Annotated in this window: 20 protein-coding genes; 13 read left to right on the plus strand and 7 right to left on the minus strand. The window is 72.2% G+C overall.

The window, feature by feature from the left end; all coding sequences use genetic code 11:
- Window positions 1-11 precede the first annotated feature (11 nt).
- Genes JYA75_RS06785 through JYA75_RS06835 form a run of 11 tightly spaced genes read left to right on the plus strand, consistent with a single transcriptional unit; the run spans window position 12 to window position 8,949 of the window.
- Window positions 12-1,013: a VOC family protein gene (locus tag JYA75_RS06785; protein WP_006938331.1), complete on the plus strand. Its 1,002-nt coding sequence runs from the start codon at window positions 12-14 to the stop codon at window positions 1,011-1,013.
- Window positions 1,010-1,795, plus strand: a complete 786-nt coding sequence (locus JYA75_RS06790; RefSeq protein ID WP_235431130.1) for an alpha/beta hydrolase — start codon at window positions 1,010-1,012, stop codon at window positions 1,793-1,795. The genes JYA75_RS06785 and JYA75_RS06790 overlap by 4 nt, the downstream gene beginning before the upstream one ends.
- Window positions 1,795-2,532, plus strand: coding sequence for an SDR family oxidoreductase (locus tag JYA75_RS06795; protein WP_029546497.1), 738 nt, complete (start codon window positions 1,795-1,797; stop codon window positions 2,530-2,532). Before JYA75_RS06790 ends, JYA75_RS06795 begins: the two co-directional genes overlap by 1 nt.
- 40 nt (window positions 2,533-2,572) lie before the next feature.
- Complete coding sequence (locus JYA75_RS06800; RefSeq protein ID WP_043802461.1) at window positions 2,573-3,358, plus strand: SDR family oxidoreductase; 786 nt, start codon at window positions 2,573-2,575, stop codon at window positions 3,356-3,358.
- Window positions 3,359-3,389: 31 nt separating this feature from the next.
- Complete coding sequence (locus tag JYA75_RS06805; RefSeq protein ID WP_203329812.1) at window positions 3,390-5,075, plus strand: thiamine pyrophosphate-binding protein; 1,686 nt, start codon at window positions 3,390-3,392, stop codon at window positions 5,073-5,075.
- Window positions 5,072-5,542 (plus strand): hypothetical protein, encoded by a 471-nt coding sequence (locus tag JYA75_RS06810; RefSeq protein ID WP_203329813.1) that lies wholly within the window; start codon window positions 5,072-5,074, stop codon window positions 5,540-5,542. Before JYA75_RS06805 ends, JYA75_RS06810 begins: the two co-directional genes overlap by 4 nt.
- Window positions 5,539-5,781, plus strand: coding sequence for a recombinase-like helix-turn-helix domain-containing protein (locus JYA75_RS06815; protein ID WP_203329814.1), 243 nt, complete (start codon window positions 5,539-5,541; stop codon window positions 5,779-5,781). The genes JYA75_RS06810 and JYA75_RS06815 overlap by 4 nt, the downstream gene beginning before the upstream one ends.
- A 1-nt stretch (window position 5,782) precedes the next feature.
- Window positions 5,783-6,880 (plus strand): Rieske 2Fe-2S domain-containing protein, encoded by a 1,098-nt coding sequence (locus tag JYA75_RS06820; protein WP_029546492.1) that lies wholly within the window; start codon window positions 5,783-5,785, stop codon window positions 6,878-6,880.
- Between the two features lie 11 nt (window positions 6,881-6,891).
- A complete protein-coding gene (locus tag JYA75_RS06825; protein ID WP_043802519.1) occupies window positions 6,892-7,209 on the plus strand; it encodes a hypothetical protein in 318 nt (105 codons plus the stop codon).
- Entirely contained in the window at window positions 7,206-7,610 is a 405-nt protein-coding gene (locus JYA75_RS06830) for a RidA family protein (protein ID WP_202917175.1), read from the plus strand. The genes JYA75_RS06825 and JYA75_RS06830 overlap by 4 nt, the downstream gene beginning before the upstream one ends.
- A gap of 52 nt (window positions 7,611-7,662) precedes the next feature.
- Window positions 7,663-8,949: an MFS transporter gene (locus JYA75_RS06835; RefSeq protein ID WP_029546489.1), complete on the plus strand. Its 1,287-nt coding sequence runs from the start codon at window positions 7,663-7,665 to the stop codon at window positions 8,947-8,949.
- A gap of 54 nt (window positions 8,950-9,003) precedes the next feature.
- On the opposite strand, the gene JYA75_RS06840 is transcribed toward JYA75_RS06835, so the two are convergent.
- Genes JYA75_RS06840 through pcaH form a run of 6 tightly spaced genes read right to left on the minus strand, consistent with a single transcriptional unit; the run spans window position 9,004 to window position 14,879 of the window.
- A complete protein-coding gene (locus tag JYA75_RS06840; protein WP_203329815.1) occupies window positions 9,004-10,212 on the minus strand; it encodes an acetyl-CoA C-acetyltransferase in 1,209 nt (402 codons plus the stop codon).
- A gap of 26 nt (window positions 10,213-10,238) precedes the next feature.
- Complete coding sequence (locus JYA75_RS06845; protein WP_050036044.1) at window positions 10,239-11,045, minus strand: IclR family transcriptional regulator; 807 nt, start codon at window positions 11,043-11,045, stop codon at window positions 10,239-10,241.
- Window positions 11,042-12,211: a 3-oxoadipate enol-lactonase gene (gene pcaD, locus JYA75_RS06850; RefSeq protein WP_203329816.1), complete on the minus strand. Its 1,170-nt coding sequence runs from the start codon at window positions 12,209-12,211 to the stop codon at window positions 11,042-11,044. Before pcaD ends, JYA75_RS06845 begins: the two co-directional genes overlap by 4 nt.
- A complete protein-coding gene (locus JYA75_RS06855; protein WP_203329817.1) occupies window positions 12,208-13,560 on the minus strand; it encodes a lyase family protein in 1,353 nt (450 codons plus the stop codon). The genes pcaD and JYA75_RS06855 overlap by 4 nt, the downstream gene beginning before the upstream one ends.
- Before the next feature lie 13 nt (window positions 13,561-13,573).
- Window positions 13,574-14,167 (minus strand): protocatechuate 3,4-dioxygenase subunit alpha, encoded by a 594-nt coding sequence (pcaG, locus tag JYA75_RS06860; RefSeq protein WP_029546484.1) that lies wholly within the window; start codon window positions 14,165-14,167, stop codon window positions 13,574-13,576.
- Complete coding sequence (gene pcaH / locus JYA75_RS06865; protein ID WP_050036040.1) at window positions 14,160-14,879, minus strand: protocatechuate 3,4-dioxygenase subunit beta; 720 nt, start codon at window positions 14,877-14,879, stop codon at window positions 14,160-14,162. The genes pcaG and pcaH overlap by 8 nt, the downstream gene beginning before the upstream one ends.
- A 169-nt stretch (window positions 14,880-15,048) precedes the next feature.
- Between pcaH and JYA75_RS06870 the strand changes: the two genes are divergently transcribed.
- Both JYA75_RS06870 and JYA75_RS06875 read left to right on the plus strand, forming a co-directional pair.
- Window positions 15,049-15,795 (plus strand): CoA transferase subunit A, encoded by a 747-nt coding sequence (locus JYA75_RS06870; protein WP_050036039.1) that lies wholly within the window; start codon window positions 15,049-15,051, stop codon window positions 15,793-15,795.
- On the plus strand, window positions 15,792-16,445 hold the full coding sequence (locus JYA75_RS06875; RefSeq protein ID WP_072636474.1) for a CoA transferase subunit B: 654 nt from the start codon (window positions 15,792-15,794) through the stop codon (window positions 16,443-16,445). The genes JYA75_RS06870 and JYA75_RS06875 overlap by 4 nt, the downstream gene beginning before the upstream one ends.
- A gap of 76 nt (window positions 16,446-16,521) precedes the next feature.
- Here JYA75_RS06875 and JYA75_RS06880 read toward each other — a convergent pair whose 3' ends face one another.
- Window positions 16,522-17,088 carry a carboxymuconolactone decarboxylase family protein gene (locus tag JYA75_RS06880; protein WP_239010538.1) on the minus strand — a complete coding sequence of 189 codons (567 nt, stop codon included), beginning with the start codon at window positions 17,086-17,088 and terminating at the stop codon, window positions 16,522-16,524.
- Window positions 17,089-17,103: the final 15 nt, after the last annotated feature.

Consider the following 17,103-nt stretch of genomic DNA (forward strand, 5'->3'; position numbering starts at 1 on the left):
AACCGGAACGCATGTACCACCACCAACTTCCGCGCTACAGCGACTCGCCCGTCTGCCGGCTGCGCGCCCTGCGCTCGGTGACCCTCTCGGTGCCGGACCCCGCCGCGTCGCGGGACTTCTACCACGAGGCCTGGGGACTGACGACCGTCGATGCCGACGGCGACCGATTCTGGCTGCGCGCCACCGGACCCGAGCACCACGTGCTCGCGGTCGAACGGGCCGACGTCAACGCGCTGGGGCGCATCAGCTTCGCCCTCGCCACCCCCCGCGAGGTCGACGACGCCGCACTGGCCCTCGACCGGCTCGGCATCCCGCTGCTGCGCACGCCGGGCCCGCTCGACGACGCCGGGGGCGGCTACGGCCTGCAACTGGTCGATCCGGAGGGGCGGTGCCTCGAGTTGTCGGCCGACACCCACGCGGTGACCGAGCAGGAACCGGCCGGCCGCCGGGCCATCCCCCGCAAGATCGCCCACGTCGTGCTCAACACGACCGACATCGAACGCACCACCGCCTTCTACACGCAGGTGCTCGGCATGCGGGTCTCCGACTGGTCGGAACGGCAGATGTCCTTCCTCCGCTGCAACTCCGACCACCACGTCATTGCGCTCAACCGGGCGTCGTGGCCCTCGCTCAACCATGTGGCGTACGAGATGCAGAGCCTCGATCACTTCATGCGCGGCATCGGCGGGCTCCGGGCGCACGGCATCGCGCCGCAGTGGGGCCCGGGCCGGCACGGCCCCGGCGACAACACCTTCTCCTACTTCACCGACCCCGCGGGCCTGGTGTGCGAGTACACCTCCGAGGTCGCCCAGATCGACGAGGACGCCTGGCTGTGCCGCACGTGGAAGCGCACACCGGAACTGTCCGACCAGTGGGGGACGGCCGGGCCGCCCACCACGACCGTGCGCGCCGCCATGGCCGGCAGCCCCGACCCGGGTCACCGCGACCGCGTCGAGGCCCGCGACGCCGACTACTTCTACGGGGCCGGCGTCGCGGCCGGAGCGCCGTCGTGACCGCGGACGCCGCGGTGACCGGGCACCTGCACGTCGAGCGGTTCGGGACGGGGGAGCCGGTGCTCCTGCTGCACGGCATCGGCGGCAACGCGAACTCGTGTGCACCGCTCGCGGCGGAACTCGCCGCCCGCGGACACGCGACGTACCGGCTCGACGCCGCGGGGTACGGCCGCTCCGCCGACCCGGTCGACGTCCGGCACGACCACGCGACGGACGTCCTGGACGTCCTCGACGACATCGACCCGGTCCGGCCCGTGCACCTGGTGGGCACGTCGTGGGGCGGAGTCGTCGCACTCGAGGTCGCGCGGCGCCGGCCCGACCGGGTGCGCACGCTCGTCCTCGCCGACAGCACCCGGGGCTCGGGCACGTCGCCCGAACGCGCCGCCGCCATGCGCGACCGTGTCCGCGCCCTGCGCGAGGCCGGCGCCGACCGGTTCGCGGCGGAGCGGGCACCGAAACTCACGGCGCCCGGAGCGCCCGGCGCCGTCCGCTCACGCGTCGCCGCCGACATGGCCGCCGTGCGCCTCGCCGGATACGCGGCGGCCGCGGAAGCCATGGCGACCACCGACCACGGGCCCATCCTGCCCACCCTGACCGTCCCCACCCTGGTCCTCGTCGGCGACCACGACGTCGTCACCGGCGTCGCCGAATCGCAGCTCCTGGCGGACGCGATCCCCGGGGCACGGCTCGTCGTCGTCGCCGATGCGGGTCACGCGGCGATCCAGGAGCAGCCCCGCACGGTCGCCTGCGAACTCGTCCGATTCTGGGAAGGAGCCGCGTGATGAGCGGAACCGTCGTGGTGACCGGGGCCGGCCGCGGCCTCGGCTACTGCATCGCCGAGCGGTTGTGTGCCGACGGACGCCGGGTGGTGATCGCCGAGCGCAACGCGGACACCGCCGAGGGCGCCGCCCGTGCCCTGCGCGAACGCGGCGGCGACGCGATCGCGGTGGTCACGGACATCGCGGATGCCGGCTCCGTGCGCGCTCTCGCGTCGCGACTGGCGGACGAGGGGCCGCTGACGGGCCTGGTCAACAACGCGGCCATCGCCGACGGCGTCGGCGGGGACGCGTTCTGGGAACTGTCCGAGAGCGAATTCGACCGCATCACCTCGGTCAACGTGCGCGGCACCTGGATGGTGACCAAGCACCTGTGGCCGCTGCTCGCCGCCAACCGGGGCGCGATCGTGAACATGGCGTCCGACGTGGCCTTCTACGGATCGCCCCGGCTGATCCACTACGTCGCCTCCAAGGGCGCCGTCGTCGCGATGACCCGTTCGATGGCCCGGGACGCCGGCCCGCACGGGGTGCGGGTCAACGCCGTGGCCCCCGGGCTCGTCCGGGTCGAGGCCACCGAATCCGTTCCCGCCGCCCGCTATGCCACCTACGCGCAGGGCCGCGCCCTCCCGCGTGACCAGACCCCCGAGGACGTCGCCGGGGTCGTCCGGTTCCTCCTGTCGGAGGACGCCGCCTTCGTCACCGGCCAGACCGTCGTCGTCGACGGCGGATTCGTCCTGAACTGACCTGCTCGCCCGGCGAGCACCCGAACCCCACGGAGATCCCATGGACCTGCACCTCACCGGACGCACGGTGATCGTCACCGGCGCGAGTTCCGGTGTCGGCCTCGCCACCGCCCGGATGCTCGCCGCCGAAGGCGCCCGAGTGGCACTGTGCGCGCGGGACCTCGACCGCCTGCGCGCCGCCGCCGGCACGTTGGCGGCCGACCCGGCCGATGTCCTCACCGTCGCGTGCGACGTCACCGACCGGAACTCCGTGCAGGCCTTCGCCGATGCGGTCGTCGACCGGTTCGGGGGGATCGACGGGGTGGTGTGCAACGCCGGGCGCTCGCTGATGTCGACGCTCACCGACACCACCGACGAGCAGATCCGGGACGAGTTCGAACTCAAGATCTTCGGCGCGCTGCATCTGATCCGCGCGGCACGGACGGCGCTCGCGAAGTCCGATGCGGCCTCCGTGGTGATCGTCAACGCGATCCTCGCGCGGCAACCCGAGTTGCGGCTCGCCGTCACCTCGGCGGCCCGTGCCGGACTGCTCAACCTGGCGCAGTCCCTGTCCGGGGAACTCGCACCCGACGGCATCCGCGTCAACTCCGTGCTGCTCGGCCTCGTCGACACCGGTCAGTGGCAGCGCCGCCACGCCGAATCCGGCGACGGCCGCGCCTTCGACGAGTGGAGCGCCGAGATCGCCGCCGACCGCGGGATCGGACTGGGCCGCTTCGGAATCGCGGACGAGGTCGCCTTCCCCGTCACCACCCTGCTCTCACCCCGCAACAGCTACGTGACCGGCGCGACCGTCGACGTCGGCGGCGGTGTCGGGCGCTACGTCTGACCCGCCAGTGGTCATCTGCATCGGAGGAAACATGGACACCCCCTCATCCGCGCCGGGTCGGCGCGCCACCGGCGGCGACGTCCTCGTGTCGGTCATGCGCCGGCACGGCATCGACACCGCGTTCGGCGTCGTCAGCATCCACAACCTTCCCCTCGTCGAGGCCGTCGCCCGCGACCTGAACTTCGTCGAGGTGCGGCACGAGGCCGCCGCGGTCAACGCCGCGGACGGGTACGCCCGCGCCTCGGGCCGCATCGGCGTGGCGCTGACGAGCACCGGCACCGGCGCCGGCAACGCCGCCGGATCAATGATCGAGGCCCTCACTGCCGGCAGCCGCGTCCTGCACGTGACCGGCCAGATCGAAAGCGAATACCTCACGCCCGAACCGGCCGCGTCGAGCCGCGGCGTGATCCACGAATTTCCCCGGCAACGGCAGATGCTCGACGCCGTCTCCCGGTACGCGGCGACGATCACCGACGCCAAGGACGCCGAGGCGGAACTCGAGGCCGCGATCGCCCGCATCCTGTCGGCACCGCAGGGACCCGCCAGCGTCGAATGGCCCACCGACCTGCAGTATCTGGCGTCGCCGGACGAACAGCGAGCGGCGGAGGCCCGGATCGCACAGCCACCGGCCCCCAATGCTGCTGCGCTGGAGCGCGCCGCCGCGGTGCTCGCCTCCGCCGAGCGGCCCCTGCTGTGGCTCGGTGGGGGCGCCGCCGGCGCCGGCGACGAACTGCGCGCCCTCGCCCACCGGCTCGGGGCGGGGATTCTCACCAGCAACTCCGGACGGGGCATCGTGTCCGAGGACGACGACCTCGTCGTCGGGAACTTCGCGGCGTCCCCCGAGGTCGCCGGGCTCCTCGCCGACGCCGACGTCCTGCTCGCCGTCGGAACCCACTTCCGGTCCAACGAGACCAAGAGCTACCACCTCACGCTGCCTGCGACGCAGGTGCAGATCGACATCGATCCCGCCGCGATCGGCCGGGTGTATCCGGCCACGGTCGGAATCGTCGCCGACGCCCGCACGGCACTGCGCGGCATCCTCGACGCGCTCGACGGCACCGTCCGGCGCGACGAGTGGGCGGCCCGGGTTCAGGCGGCACGGAAGCGCAGCCGGGCCGCGCTCACCGCATACATCGGCGGCTACGCCGAGATCTGCGAGGGCATGCGCCGCGTGCTGCCCCGCCGGTCGGTGGTCGCCCGCGACGTGACGATCGCGTCCAGCCAGTGGGGCAACCGCCTGCTGCCGTTCTACGAGCGCGAGACCAACATCTTCCCGCTCGGCGGCGGCATCGGGCAGGGCCTCGCCATGGGGCTCGGCGCGGCCCATGCCCGCCGGGACGTTCCGACGGTCGTGATGGCCGGGGACGGGGGTCTGGCCGTGCACCTCGGCGAGCTCGCCTCGCTCGCCGGGTCCGACGCCTGGTGCGTCGTGCTGGTGTTCAACGACGGCGGCTACGGCGTTCTCCGGAACATGCAGGAGGCCAACGGTTTTCGTCGGTCCGGGGTGGACCTGCACACGCCGCGGTTCGATCTGCTCGCCGCCTCGATGGGCATGCCGTACACCCTCGTGCAGCGGCCCGGCGTCTTCGAGTCCGCGTTGGGGGAGGCGATCGCGACGCGCCGGCCCGCGCTGGTCGAGGTCGACGTGACCGCCCTCGACCCGCAGCCCGGACCGTTCGTGCCACCGGTGCACGTGCCGACGGGAGGTGCCCGATGACGCCGCTGATTCGCGCCGAGGCGGCCTGGTGGACCGACGGGCAGGCCGCCGCCGCGCTGCGCGACGGCCGCGCGGTGCACCTGTACGCCGCGGGCGCCGACGCCGAACCCGCCCTGCACGCGGCCGATCGTCACGGCGCCCTGCTGCGCAGCCTGATCCTGGCCGATCCCGTGTGCGACGTCGACGCCGTCGCCGGCCTCCTGGGCCGGATCACCGTCCCCACGCTGGTGGTGGCCTCCGCTCTCGGCGACGACACCGATCTGTCCGTACCGCAGCGGCTCGCGGGTGAGATCGACAACGGAGTCTTCGTCGTCGTCGACGGATGTCCGGCGCCCGTCCACCTCACCCGGCCCGAGTCCTTCACGGAATGGGCGAGCGCCTTCGCCGCCATCGCCGAGGGACTCGCCGCCCGCTACCGGTCCGGGCTCGCCGCCCCCACCCCCCACATCGAAGGAGTTCTCGCGTGAACCGCACTGCGACGGCACGATTCACAGAACCGTACCTGGAACCACGACAGACCCATCCCGATCCGCTGACCCCCTACGAGGACAAGCTCGCCGGGTCGCTCATGGAGATCTTCGGGACCGGCACCCACGACCTGCCCGGTGTCGTCGAGGGACTCAACGGCCTGGGCCTGCACGGCCCCGACGGCCGGCCCTGGACCGAGGACACCTTCCGCGCCGAACTGCGACGACTGGGGAGATGACATGACCACCTTCGAGACTGCACAGACCACCACCAGCGGCGCCCCGCGCCCGGCCGGACCGCGGTTCGCCGTCGGCACCCGCCGGCCGATGGACGCCGACGAGATCGCGGCGACCGGCCTGCGCGACCGCTGGTACCCGATCCTTCCGTCGCGCATGGTCGAACCGGGCGCGATGGTCAAGGTCACCCGCCTCGGCGTGGACTGGCTGCTGTTCCGCGACGCCCGGGGCGCGGTCCACATGCTCGAGGACCGGTGCCCGCACCGCAGCGCCCCGCTGTCGGTGGGGCAGCATCTCGGTGACCGCGTCGCCTGCCTGTACCACGGCGTGCAGGTCGACGGAACCGGCACCGTCGTCTCCGTGCCCGGCATGCCCGGGTGCGCGCTCGAGGGCAAACGCGCGACCGCCTCGCTGTCGGTGGTCGAGGCCGCGGACACGATCTTCGCGTTCGTGCCCCTGACCCACGACTCCGTGCCGACGCCGTTCGTCCTGCCGGACCGGCTCGCGGACGAGGAGGTGTCGTGGTTCCCCAACTACGCGGAGTGGGCCGGGCCGTGGCGCTTCTACATGGACAACGTGCTCGACCCGATGCACGGGGCCTTCCTGCACCGCAACTCGCACTCGATGTTCGGCGGCGACACCTCGGCGCGGTTCCGGATCCGTGAGACCGACCGCGGGTTCTTCTTCGAGAAGACCGACCAGCGCGGCGTGAACTTCGACTGGGTCGAGTTCGTGCGCGGATCGATGGACTACGTGGACCTCGAGATCCCCTACGCCCCCAATGCCGGTCCCGGCGGCGTGTTCGGCATCGTCGGCATGTGCACCCCGATCGACCGGGACCACTCCGCCATCTTCCACTGGCGCACCCGGCGGGTGTCGGGCTGGGAACGGGAGGCGTGGCGCTTCCTGTACCGGACCCGGCTCGAGGAACGGCACTGGGAGGTGCTCGAACAGGACCGTGCCGTCCTGGAGGCGCTGGCCGCGGATGCCGACGTCGAGGAACACCTCTACCAGCACGACCTCGGTGTCTCCCGGATCCGCCGGATCTACCGGGCCGACGCGAAGCAGCAGGCGGCGGTGCTCGCGGGAGTGCCGGCGTGAGCGGCGGGACCATGATGCTCACCGTGGTCCTGCGGCACGATCAGAGCCGGAACCTCGAACAGTTGCAGGGCCGGCTCGACGACGCGGACTGGTGGCACGGGTTCCCGCCCGAGGGGTGCGAGGTCGTCTCGTGGGTGGTCGCGATGGGGATCGGGCAGATCGTGACCCTGCGGCTGCCCGCCGATCGGCTGGCCGCCGTCAACGTCGAACTCGAGCGCCGCGCGTGGGGCGTGTTCCGCACCGAGTGCTACCCGACCTACGACTTCGTGCCGGTGCGGGAGCGGCTGACCCGCGAATCCGACGAACGTCGCGGCGCGGTGCTCCGATGACCCGGGTGGGTCACCCGGCCGTTCCGGAGCCGCCGCGGCCGGACATGTTCAGCAACGCCCGCGTCGTCGGCCGGCACTTCTTCGTCTCCGGCATGCACGCCGGCACCCCCGACGGTCCCGTCGGCGGTGCCGACGTCTACCGCCAGGCGCGGGAGGCGTTCCGACGCACCCGCGCGCTGGTGGAAGCCTGCGGCGCGCAGGTCGACGACATCCTCGCGCTGCGCATCTACGTCACGGACATCGGAGCCAAGGCCGCCGTCGGGCGGGCCCGCGCCGAGGTGTTCCGCGGCGACTTCCCGTGCTCGACCCTGGTCGCGGTGTCGGCCCTGGTCGAGGACGGCCTCAGCGTCGAGGTCGAAGCACAGGGAATCATCTCGGCGGCCGCGACGGCGGACGCGTAACCTTCTGATTCGACGCCCCTGGTAGGGCATCGACCGACCCGAGGACGCCACCATGCGCGGACCCAACACCACATCGTCCACTTCCCGAACCGACGAGGCAGCGCCGAACTGGCCCGTCCTCGTCCTGACCTTCGTCGCCGTCGTCCTCGACGGTTACGACACGATCGCCCTGGGCCTGTCGGTCCCGGCGCTCGCGAAGGACTGGGACGTCGCCCCGTCCCACTTCACCCCCGCACTGTCCCTGACCAGCGTCGGCGTGGCACTCGGTTACCTCGCCTGCGGCCGGATCGTCGCACGGTTCGGCGCCCGGCGCGTCGTGCTGGCCGCGGTGGTGGTGTTCACCGTCGGCTCGCTGCTGACCGCGTTCGCGTCGACGATCACCGAACTCACCGCCCTGCGCGTGCTGACCGGCCTCGGCCTCGGTGCGGTCCTGCCGGCGGCCGTCTCCCACGCGACGGCCCTCAATCCCGCCCGGCTGCGGCAGTCGATCGCCGTGTTCGTCACCATGGGCATCTCCCTCGGTGCGCTGATCGCCGGGGTACTGGGCACGCGCCTGATCGGCGCGTTCGGCTGGGAATCGGTGTTCCTCGTCGGCGCCGCGGCCTCGGCCGTCCTGTTGCCGCTGCTGTGGATCGGCCTCCCCGACGGACGCGCCGCCGGCGAGCCCGCGCCGGCCGCCGCCGCGACCGCGTCGGCGGTGCGCGAGGCGTCCGTCGCGCGCCTGTTCGACCCGGGGCTGCGGAGCCGCACGCTGCTGCTGTGGGGCTTCTCGTTCCTGATGTTCACCGTGTACTACGTCTTCTCGTCGTGGTTGCCGACGCTGCTGACGAGCTACGGGTTCTCGGCTGGGCTGGCACCGTTGGGCTCGGCCGCGCTCGGGGTCGGCAGCATCGTCGGTGCGGCGGTCCTCATGATCGGTGCGCTGCGGTTCCGGATGTCGTCGGTGCTCCTGGTCACCACGTCGCTGGCGATCGTCTTCCTCGTCGTGTCCGCGTTCCTCGGTCCCGACAAGGTGCTCTTGCTGATCGTGTTCGGCGGCGTGGGTCTCGGCATCCAGGCCGGCATGATCGGTCAGACCGCGCTGTCGGTGTCGATGTACCCGCAGGGGACTGCGACGACCGCGGTCGGCTGGTCCGCGTCCATGGGACGGCTCGGCTCGGTCGTCGGCCCGGTGGTGGGCGGCGCGCTCATCGGCCTCGGCGTCCCGACCGGCACCATCGTGCTGGTGGCGTGCGTTCCGGTCCTGGCCGCCCTGGTCCTCATCGCGGTGCTCGGCTGGATCACCGCTCCGAAGACCCTCTCGAAGTCGGCACCGGCGGCCGTGCCCGCAGGCCGCTGACGCGGCCGGTGTGTCCTTCGGGCTGCTGGAACAGCCCGAAGGACACACGGGCGTTTACGCCCTCTCGAACACCGCGGCCAGGCCCTGGCCGCCGCCGATGCACATCGTCTCGAGGCCGTAGCGGCCCTCGCGGCGGTCGAGCTCGCGCAGCAGGGTGGCGAGGATGCGGCCGCCGGTCGCGCCGACGGGGTGGCCGAGCGAGATGCCCGACCCGTGGGGGTTCAGGCGCGCATCGTCGGGCTCGAGGCCCCAGCTGCGGGTCACGGCGAGGGTCTGCGCGGCGAACGCCTCGTTGAGCTCGATCACGTCCATGTCCGCCAGGCTCAGGCCGAGGCGGCCGAGGGCCTTCTCCGTGGCCGGGACCGGGCCGATGCCCATGGTGCGCGGCGGCACCCCGGCCACCGCCCAGCTCGCCAGCCGGGCCAGCGGGCGCAGGCCCAGCTGCACGGCCTTCTCGGCGGTGGTGACGATCGCCAGCGCGGCACCGTCGTTCTGACCGCTGGCGTTGCCGGCGGTGACGGTCGACTCCGGGTCGATCCTGCCGCGGATCGGGCGCAGCGTGGCGAGGGATTCGACGCTGGTGTCGGCGCGCGGATGCTCGTCGGTGTCGACGACGAGCGGATCACCCTTGCGCTGGGGCACGGCCACCGGGACGATCTCCTGCGCGAACACGCCGTCCTTCTGCCCGGCCACGGCGCGCTGGTGCGACTGGACCGCCAGGGCGTCCTGGTCGGCGCGGCTGATGGCGAACTCGGCGCGCAGGTTCTCGGCCGTTTCGATCATGCCGCCCGGCACGGGGAAGTCCCGGCCGCCGGCGGTGACCCGGGCGCGGGCCAGACGGTCGGACAGGGCCACGGCCTCACCCTTGACACCCCAGCGCATGCCGGTGGCGTAGAACTCGGCCTGACTCATGGACTCGGCACCACCCGCGAGGATCAGGTCGCTGCCGCCGGACTGGACCTGCATGACGGCCTGCAGGACGGCCTGCAGCCCCGAGCCGCAGCGACGGTCGACCTGCTGGCCCGGAACCTCCACGCCGAGACCGGCGTTGAGGGCGGCGACGCGGCCGAGGGCGGGAGCTTCCCCGTTGGGCGAGGCCTGGCCGAGGATCACGTCGTCGACGTCGGAGCCGGAGATACCGGTGCGGGCGACGAGCTCGCGGATCACGGTGGCGGCGAGGTCTTCCGGTGCGACGTCCTTCAGGACGCCACCGAAGCGGCCGACGGGGGTACGGAGGGGTTCGCAGATCACTACGTCGCGCATGGCAGTTTCCTTGTCGATATTCGGGGTCAGTGCTTCTGGGTCCGGGCGAGATCGGCCGAGATCGCCGCTGCCGTCTCGATCACGGCGGGCACGAGTTCGCTCCGCACGGCGTCGAGGCTGTAGCGGGCGGCCTGGGTGGAGATGTTCACGGCGGCGACGACGCCGCCGGAGGCGTCGCGGATGGGCGCGGCCAGCGAGCGGAGCCCCTCCTCGAGTTCCTGGTCGACGATGCAGTAGCCGTCGCGCCGGATCCGGTCGAGCTCGGCGCGCAACCCGTCGGCCGTGATCAGGGTGCGGGAGGTGAGCGGCTCGAGCGTCGCGGTGGCGAGGTAGGCGTCGAGTTCGGCGGGGGAGAGCCCGGCGAGCAGGACGCGCCCCATCGAGGTGGCGTGCGCGGGAAAGCGCGTGCCGATGGTGATGGAGACGGTCATGATGCGGCTGACCGGAACCCGCGCGACGTAGACGACGTCGCCACCGTCGAGCACCGACACCGACGTCGACTCGTGGACGTTCTTCGCCAGCGCCTCGAGGTGCGGGCGTGCCACCTCCGGCAGCGTCAGGCTCGACAGGTAGCTGTAGCCGAGCTCGAGCACGCGCGGGGTCAGCCAGAACTGGGAGCCGTCCGTACGTACGTATCCGAGCTCGACCAGCGTGAGCAGGAACCGTCGCGCGGTGGCCCGGGTCAGGTCGGTGGCCCTGGCCACCTCGCTGAGGGTGCGCCGGGGGTGTTCGGCGTCGAACGCCTTGATGACGGACAGTCCGCGCGCGAGCGACTGCACGTAGTCCGGCGACGCTGCGGTCGCCGCGATCGGGTCGCCGTCGGTGATCGTCATGGTGTGGTGCTCCCCTCGCCGTCTGCGAGCGCCTGCCTGCCGAGCGCGAACGCCCGGTTGCTGTTCGGCACTCCCGCGTAGATCGCGGTGTGCAGGAATACTTCCACGAGCTCGTCGGGGTCGAGACCGGCGCGCAGGGCCGCCCGGATGTGCATGTCGAGTTCGTGCTCGTTGCCGACGGCGGTGAGGATCGCCAGTGTCAGCAGCCGGCGGGTGTGATGGTCCAGTCCGGGCCGGGACCAGACGTCGCCCCACGCGGTGCGGGTGATGAAGTCCTGGAACGGCTCGGTGAACGCGGTGGCCGCCGACATCGCCCGGTCGACGTGCGCGTCGCCGAGCACCGAGCGCCGGACCCGCATGCCCTGTTCGAAGGCAGCGGTGCGCTGCGCCCCGGCCGGCGTGGCGCGGGCGATGTGCTCGCGGATCAGGGCGGTGATCCGGCCCGCCTGTTCGACGTTGGCCAGGTGCGCGCCCGGGTCGACGACGTGGAAGGCGGCGCCGGCGATGCCGTCGGCGATCTGCCGCATGACGGCCGGCGGGGTGGCCGGGTCCTGGGCACCGGCGACGACGAGGGTCGGCGCGACGATGCGGGCGAGGTCGGGGCGCCCGTCCCACGTGGCCAGCGCCTCACAGCACGCGGCGTAGCCCTCGTCGCTGGTGCCCGCCACCATCTCGACGTGCCGCGCGACCAGGTCGGGGTCGCGTTCGGCGAGGCCCGGGGTGAACCAGCGGCCGACGATGGACTCGGCGATGGACGCCAGCCCGTCGGCGCGGACCGTGGCGGCGCGGTCGAGCCACGGCTGGGCCGGGGCGAAGGCGGCGGACGTGCACAGCAGGGTCAGGGTGCGGACGCGTTCGGGGTGATGCGCGGCGAGCCACTGGCCGACGGCGCCGCCGAGCGACAGGCCCACGAAGTGCACCGAGCCGAGGCCGAGCGAGTCGAGCAGCGCGACGACGTCACCGCCGAGATCGGCCATCGTGTAGGGACCGGCGACGACGGGGGACTTGCCGTGCCCGCGGTGGTCGACGGCGACGACGTTGGCGATCGGGGACAGCGCGGTGATCTGCGGCGCCCACATCGACAGGTCGGAGCCGAGCGACCCGAGCAGCACCACCGGGGGAGCGGTGGGGTCGCCGTGCTGTTCGTAGTTGAGCGTGACGGTCATGCCTGTCCTCCAAGGGGCCGGTCGGCGGTGGTGTCGTGGTGGGCCAGGGCACGGTCGACGAGGTCGCCGGCGTGGCCGAGGTAGCGGGTGGGGTCGAGCAGGGCGCGGACCCGGTCGGCGCCGAGGTGCTCGACGATGCCGGGATCGCGGTCGAGCGGAGTGCCGGCGCGGGCCGCCGCGGTGACGATCTCGCGCGCCGAGCCGGTGTGCTCGGACAGCGCCGCGGCGACCTTCTCCGCGAGGATCGCCCCGCCGGTGAGTTCGAGGTTGCGGGTCAACGCGTCGGCGTGGACGTGCAGCCCGGTCAGGCTGACCGAAAGCTGATGGGCCGCACCGCCGGTCAGCCGGAGCAGGTCGGTGAGCGTCTCCCACTCGGCATGCCAGGCGCCCGCGGCGCGGGCGAACTCGTGGTCCGTCGACGCGAGGGCGGTCGCGACGAGGCCGGGCACGCGCCGCGCGGCCGCCCGGGCGGTGATCGCCGCGACCGGATTGCGCTTGTGCGGCATCGCCGACGATCCGCCCGGCGCGTCCTCGCTGACCTCGCCGAGTTCGGTTGCGGCCATGAGGACGACGTCGGTGGCGGGCTTGGCGACCGCGCCGGCGGCGATCCCCAGGGCGGCCGCGAGCCCGGTCACGGGGGTACGCGCGGTGTGCCACGGCACGAGGGGCCTGGCCAGCCCGAGCTGGTCCGCCAGGGTGTCCGCGAACGCGAGGCCGTCCGGGTGCACTGCGGCGAGAGTGCCTGCTGCGCCGCCGTATTGGGCGGGCAGCGAGACGAGGGCGCGGTCGAGCGAGGCGGTGGCGTCGTCGAGCGCGACGAGCCACGTCGCGGCGAGGGCCCCGAACGTGGTGGGCAGCGCCTGCTGCCCGAGGGTGCGCGCGACCATCGGGGTGTCACGGTGCCGGCGGGCCAGGCGTGCCGTCGCCTCGGCGGCGCCGCGCAACTCGGCGACGACGAGCCGGCCGGCCTTGTGCGCCAGCAACATCAGCGCGGTGTCGAGGACGTCCTGGCTCGTGGCCCCGACGTGCACCGCGGCGGCAGGGGCCTGCGCGCGCTCCCGCAGGATCTTCACCAGGGGGATCACCGGATTGCCCCCGGCCGCGGAGAGCCGGCCCAGTTCGGCCGGGTCCAGTTCGCGGGTGAGTTCCCCGGCCGCCGCGGCGACGGCCGTGACGTCGGCGGCGGTGGCGCGACCGTGCTTCTCGGCGGCGCGCGTGATCGCCACCTCGACGTCGAGCAGGGCGGCGATCCACGCCCGGTCGGACAGCAGCGGTGCGAGGTCGCCGGCCCCGAACACAGGGTCGAAGAGGGCGCCGCGGGTATTGTCGGACTGCGCCGGCACGGTCAAGGCACGCTCCCGTCTAGATCGCGAAGAACGGCGTCTCCACACCGTTCGGATCGAGGTCCTGAACGTACACGGTCCAGGCGTAGCCGTCGTCGGACTTGTCGGCGATCAGCTTGTGCCGCTGCGACTCCGGTAGTGCGGTGAGCACCGGGTCGGAGGCGTGCGCGGCGAGGTCCTCCGGGAAGTACATGCGGGTGCAGAGGCGGTCGAGCATGCCGCGCGCGAAGATCCCGACGTTCAGGTGCGGCGCCTCGTCGGCCTCGGTGTCGGACTCGTGGGCGCCGGGCTTGATCGTGTGGATCGCGGCGGTGCCGGTGCCGTCGGCGGCGCTGCGGGCGAAGCCGCGGAAGCCCTCGGCGCCGAACCGGCCCTCGGCGTCGGCCTGCCAGGTCTCGACCATGGCGTCGGCGATCGGCTCGCGGTTCCCGTCGATCACGGTGATGCGCACGGTGATCCGGCCGGGGGTGTCGGCGGGGACGACGTCCGCGCCGTCGGCCCACTCGAGGCCGATCTTCCAGTACGGACCGACGGTCTGCGACGGTGTGGGACCGAAGGCGGCGGTGCTCTGGTCGCCCGGGGTGACGGGGTAACGAGGAGCGAACTCACTCATCGTCGTCCTCCTCGTTCTCGAAGGGGGTGGCCTCGCGTCCGCGCAGGACGATGTCGAAGCGGAAGCCGAGGGCCCAGTTGTCGACGGTGGCGTCGTAGTCGAAGACGCTGACCATCCGGTGCCGCGCCTCGGCGGGCACCGCGTTGTAGATGGGGTCCTGGAAGAACATCGGGTCGTCGGGGAAGTACATCTGGGTGACGAGCCGCTGCGTGAACGCCGTGCCGAACAACGAGAAGTGGATGTGGGCGGGACGCCAGGCGTTGTGGTGGTTGCGCCACGGGTAGGCCCCGGGCTTGACGGTGGTGAACCGGTATCGGCCCGCCGCGTCGGTGACGCAGCGGCCGACGCCGTTGAAGAACGGGTCCAGCGGGGCGGGCCAGTTGTCGTCGACGTGCCGGTAGCGGCCGGCGGCGTTGGCCTGCCACACCTCGAGCAGCGCGTGGGGGACGGGCTTGCCGTCGCCGTCGAGGACGCGGCCGTGCACGATGATGCGCTGGCCGGCGGCCTCGCCGCCGTTGGCGATGCTCAGGTCGGCGTCCCCCTCCTGCACGCGGTCCTCGTCGAAGACCGGCCCGGTGAGCTCGCCGAGCCGCTGTGGGACGAGCGTGAGCGGCTGCGCCGGGCGGCGCAGCGCGGTGGTCCGGTAGTCGGGGAAGTCGAGCGGCGGGTGCACGCCGTCGGGGCGGGCGAAGCGGGGTGGCAGGTGAAGCATGGGACCTCGGTGTTCGATGCGTGTTCGCGATATGGACGGAAGGACGCTATGCGTACGAGGCTAGTGGGTCGTCCTGGCCGAATCAATATTCCAAAATGAAACAGTCTCGAAATGGTTCGTATCACGGACGGGGGTTCACATTACGCACAACTGCCGCTATCGTAGAGGCATGGACAAAGTCGTTGCCACCGCCGCCGAGGCCGTAGCCGACATCCCGAACGGCGTCACCATCGCCGTGGGCGGATTCGGTCTGGTCGGCGTTCCGGAAATCCTGATCAACGCGCTGCTCGAGCAGGGCGCCACCGACCTCGAGACGGTCAGCAACAACTGCGGCACCGACGGCTTCGGCCTCGGGGTGCTGCTGGAGAAGGGCCGCATCCGCCGCACCATCTCCTCCTACGTCGGCTCCAACAAGGAGTTCGCGCGGCAGTACCTCTCCGGCGAGCTCGAGGTGGAGCTGACCCCGCAGGGCACCCTCGCGGAGCGGCTGCGCGCCGGCGGCGCCGGCATCCCCGCGTTCTTCACCCCCGCGGGTGTCGGCACCCAGGTCGAGGAGGGGGGCCTGCCGCTGCGCTACGACGGCAAGGGCGGTATCGCCGTCGCGTCCCCGCCGAAGGAGACCCGCGAGTTCGACGGCGAGACCTACGTCATGGAACGCGGAATCGTCGCCGACTACGCCCTGGTCCACGCCTGGAAGGGCGACCGGCACGGCAACCTCGTCTACCGCACGAGCGCCCGCAACTTCAACCCGCCCGCCGCCACGTCGGGCCGCATCACCATCGCGCAGGTCGAGCACCTCGTCGAACCCGGCGAGCTCGACCCCAACGAGATCCATACTTCCGGCATCCACGTCCAGCGCGTCGTGCACGTCGGCCCCGTCACTGTCGGCATCGAGAATCGGACGGTCCGTTCATGACCCAGGCAGCCACCACCATCCAGAAGCTCACCCGTGAGCAGATGGCCGCGCGCGTGGCCGCGGAACTCTCGGACGGCCAGTACGTCAACCTCGGCATCGGCATGCCGACCCTGGTGCCCAACTACCTCGACCCGGACGTCGAGGTGATCCTGCACTCGGAGAACGGCGTGCTCGGTGTCGGGCCGTATCCGACCGAGGACGAGCTCGACCCCGAGCTCATCAACGCCGGCAAGGAGACCATCACGGTCATCCCCGGGGCCTCGTTCTTCGACTCGGCGGAGTCCTTCGGCATGATCCGCGGCGGACAGATCGACGTCGCCGTCCTCGGCGCGATGCAGGTCTCCGCCAAGGGCGACATCGCCAACTGGATGATCCCCGGCGCGATGGTCAAGGGCATGGGCGGCGCGATGGACCTCGTCCACGGCGCCAAGCGCGTCATCGTGATGATGGAGCACGTCACCAAGAAGGGCGAGCCCAAGATCTTCGAGGAGTGCACCCTGCCGCTCACCGGCAAGCACTGCGTCCAGCGGATCATCACCGACATGGCGGTCATCGACGTCACCGACGAGGGCCTGAAGCTCGTCGAGACCGCGCCCGGCGTGAGTGTCGACGACGTTCTGGCCGCGACCGCCGCGACGCTCATCGTCTGACCCTTCCTCCCCTGACGGGCCGAATGTCACACGGGTTCGATCTGACTGAACCCGTGTGACATTCGGCCGTCTGCGTTTACGGGGCGACCTCCTCGCGTCGCCACGCGAACGGCGCGAGCGGCGGGTCCAGCTCGGCGGCGGTGAGGCGGTTGGCGAGCGTCGAGAGGGTGAAGGTGCCGACGCCGAGGACCACCTCGAGGGCGTTGCGCGCCGTGAACCCCGCCGCGGTGAACTCGGCCCACCGGTCGTCGGGCACCGCACCGGCCGAATCGAGTACCGCCAGGGTGAACCTCCGCAGGACCTCGAGTCGTTCGTCGGCGAGGGCCCGGCCGGTGCGCAGTGCGTCGACGAGGTCCCCGGGTGCGCCCATCCTGGTGAGCTTCGCGCTGTGCAGGGCGACACACACGTGGCATTCGTTGCGGGTGGCGATCGTCAGCACCAGCACCTCCCGTTCGATCTCGCCGAGGATGCTGCGCTCGAACAGTGCGTTGGCGCGGGTGAAGGCCGACAGCAGTTCGGGGGATTCGGCCATGAGCGCGACGGGGTCGGGCACGAATCCGAACTCTCGTCCGATCGCCGACATGATCGGCCGGGCTGCGGGCGGCGCGGTCTCGGGGCTGTGGCGGGTGAAGGTGGTGGGCATCGAACCGTCCTCCGT

Source organism: Rhodococcus sp. PSBB066 (assembly GCF_017068255.1).
In the GTDB taxonomy this organism is placed as follows: Bacteria; Actinomycetota; Actinomycetes; order Mycobacteriales; family Mycobacteriaceae; genus Rhodococcus; species Rhodococcus aetherivorans.

Bases quoted from the DNA above. Each gene is read 5' to 3' on its own strand.
- JYA75_RS06785 (WP_006938331.1), top strand. From the start codon at position 12: ATGTACCACCACCAACTTCCGCGCTACAGCGACTCGCCCGTCTGCCGG.
- JYA75_RS06795 (WP_029546497.1), top strand. From the start codon at position 1,795: ATGAGCGGAACCGTCGTGGTGACCGGGGCCGGCCGCGGCCTCGGCTAC.
- JYA75_RS06800 (WP_043802461.1), top strand. From the start codon at position 2,573: ATGGACCTGCACCTCACCGGACGCACGGTGATCGTCACCGGCGCGAGT.
- JYA75_RS06805 (WP_203329812.1), top strand. From the start codon at position 3,390: ATGGACACCCCCTCATCCGCGCCGGGTCGGCGCGCCACCGGCGGCGAC.
- JYA75_RS06810 (WP_203329813.1), top strand. From the start codon at position 5,072: ATGACGCCGCTGATTCGCGCCGAGGCGGCCTGGTGGACCGACGGGCAG.
- JYA75_RS06820 (WP_029546492.1), top strand. From the start codon at position 5,783: ATGACCACCTTCGAGACTGCACAGACCACCACCAGCGGCGCCCCGCGC.
- JYA75_RS06825 (WP_043802519.1), top strand. From the start codon at position 6,892: ATGATGCTCACCGTGGTCCTGCGGCACGATCAGAGCCGGAACCTCGAA.
- JYA75_RS06830 (WP_202917175.1), top strand. From the start codon at position 7,206: ATGACCCGGGTGGGTCACCCGGCCGTTCCGGAGCCGCCGCGGCCGGAC.
- JYA75_RS06835 (WP_029546489.1), top strand. From the start codon at position 7,663: ATGCGCGGACCCAACACCACATCGTCCACTTCCCGAACCGACGAGGCA.
- JYA75_RS06840 (WP_203329815.1), bottom strand. From the start codon at position 10,212: ATGCGCGACGTAGTGATCTGCGAACCCCTCCGTACCCCCGTCGGCCGC.
- JYA75_RS06845 (WP_050036044.1), bottom strand. From the start codon at position 11,045: ATGACGATCACCGACGGCGACCCGATCGCGGCGACCGCAGCGTCGCCG.
- pcaD (WP_203329816.1), bottom strand. From the start codon at position 12,211: ATGACCGTCACGCTCAACTACGAACAGCACGGCGACCCCACCGCTCCC.
- pcaG (WP_029546484.1), bottom strand. From the start codon at position 14,167: ATGAGTGAGTTCGCTCCTCGTTACCCCGTCACCCCGGGCGACCAGAGC.
- pcaH (WP_050036040.1), bottom strand. From the start codon at position 14,879: ATGCTTCACCTGCCACCCCGCTTCGCCCGCCCCGACGGCGTGCACCCG.
- JYA75_RS06870 (WP_050036039.1), top strand. From the start codon at position 15,049: ATGGACAAAGTCGTTGCCACCGCCGCCGAGGCCGTAGCCGACATCCCG.
- JYA75_RS06875 (WP_072636474.1), top strand. From the start codon at position 15,792: ATGACCCAGGCAGCCACCACCATCCAGAAGCTCACCCGTGAGCAGATG.
- JYA75_RS06880 (WP_239010538.1), bottom strand. From the start codon at position 17,088: ATGCCCACCACCTTCACCCGCCACAGCCCCGAGACCGCGCCGCCCGCA.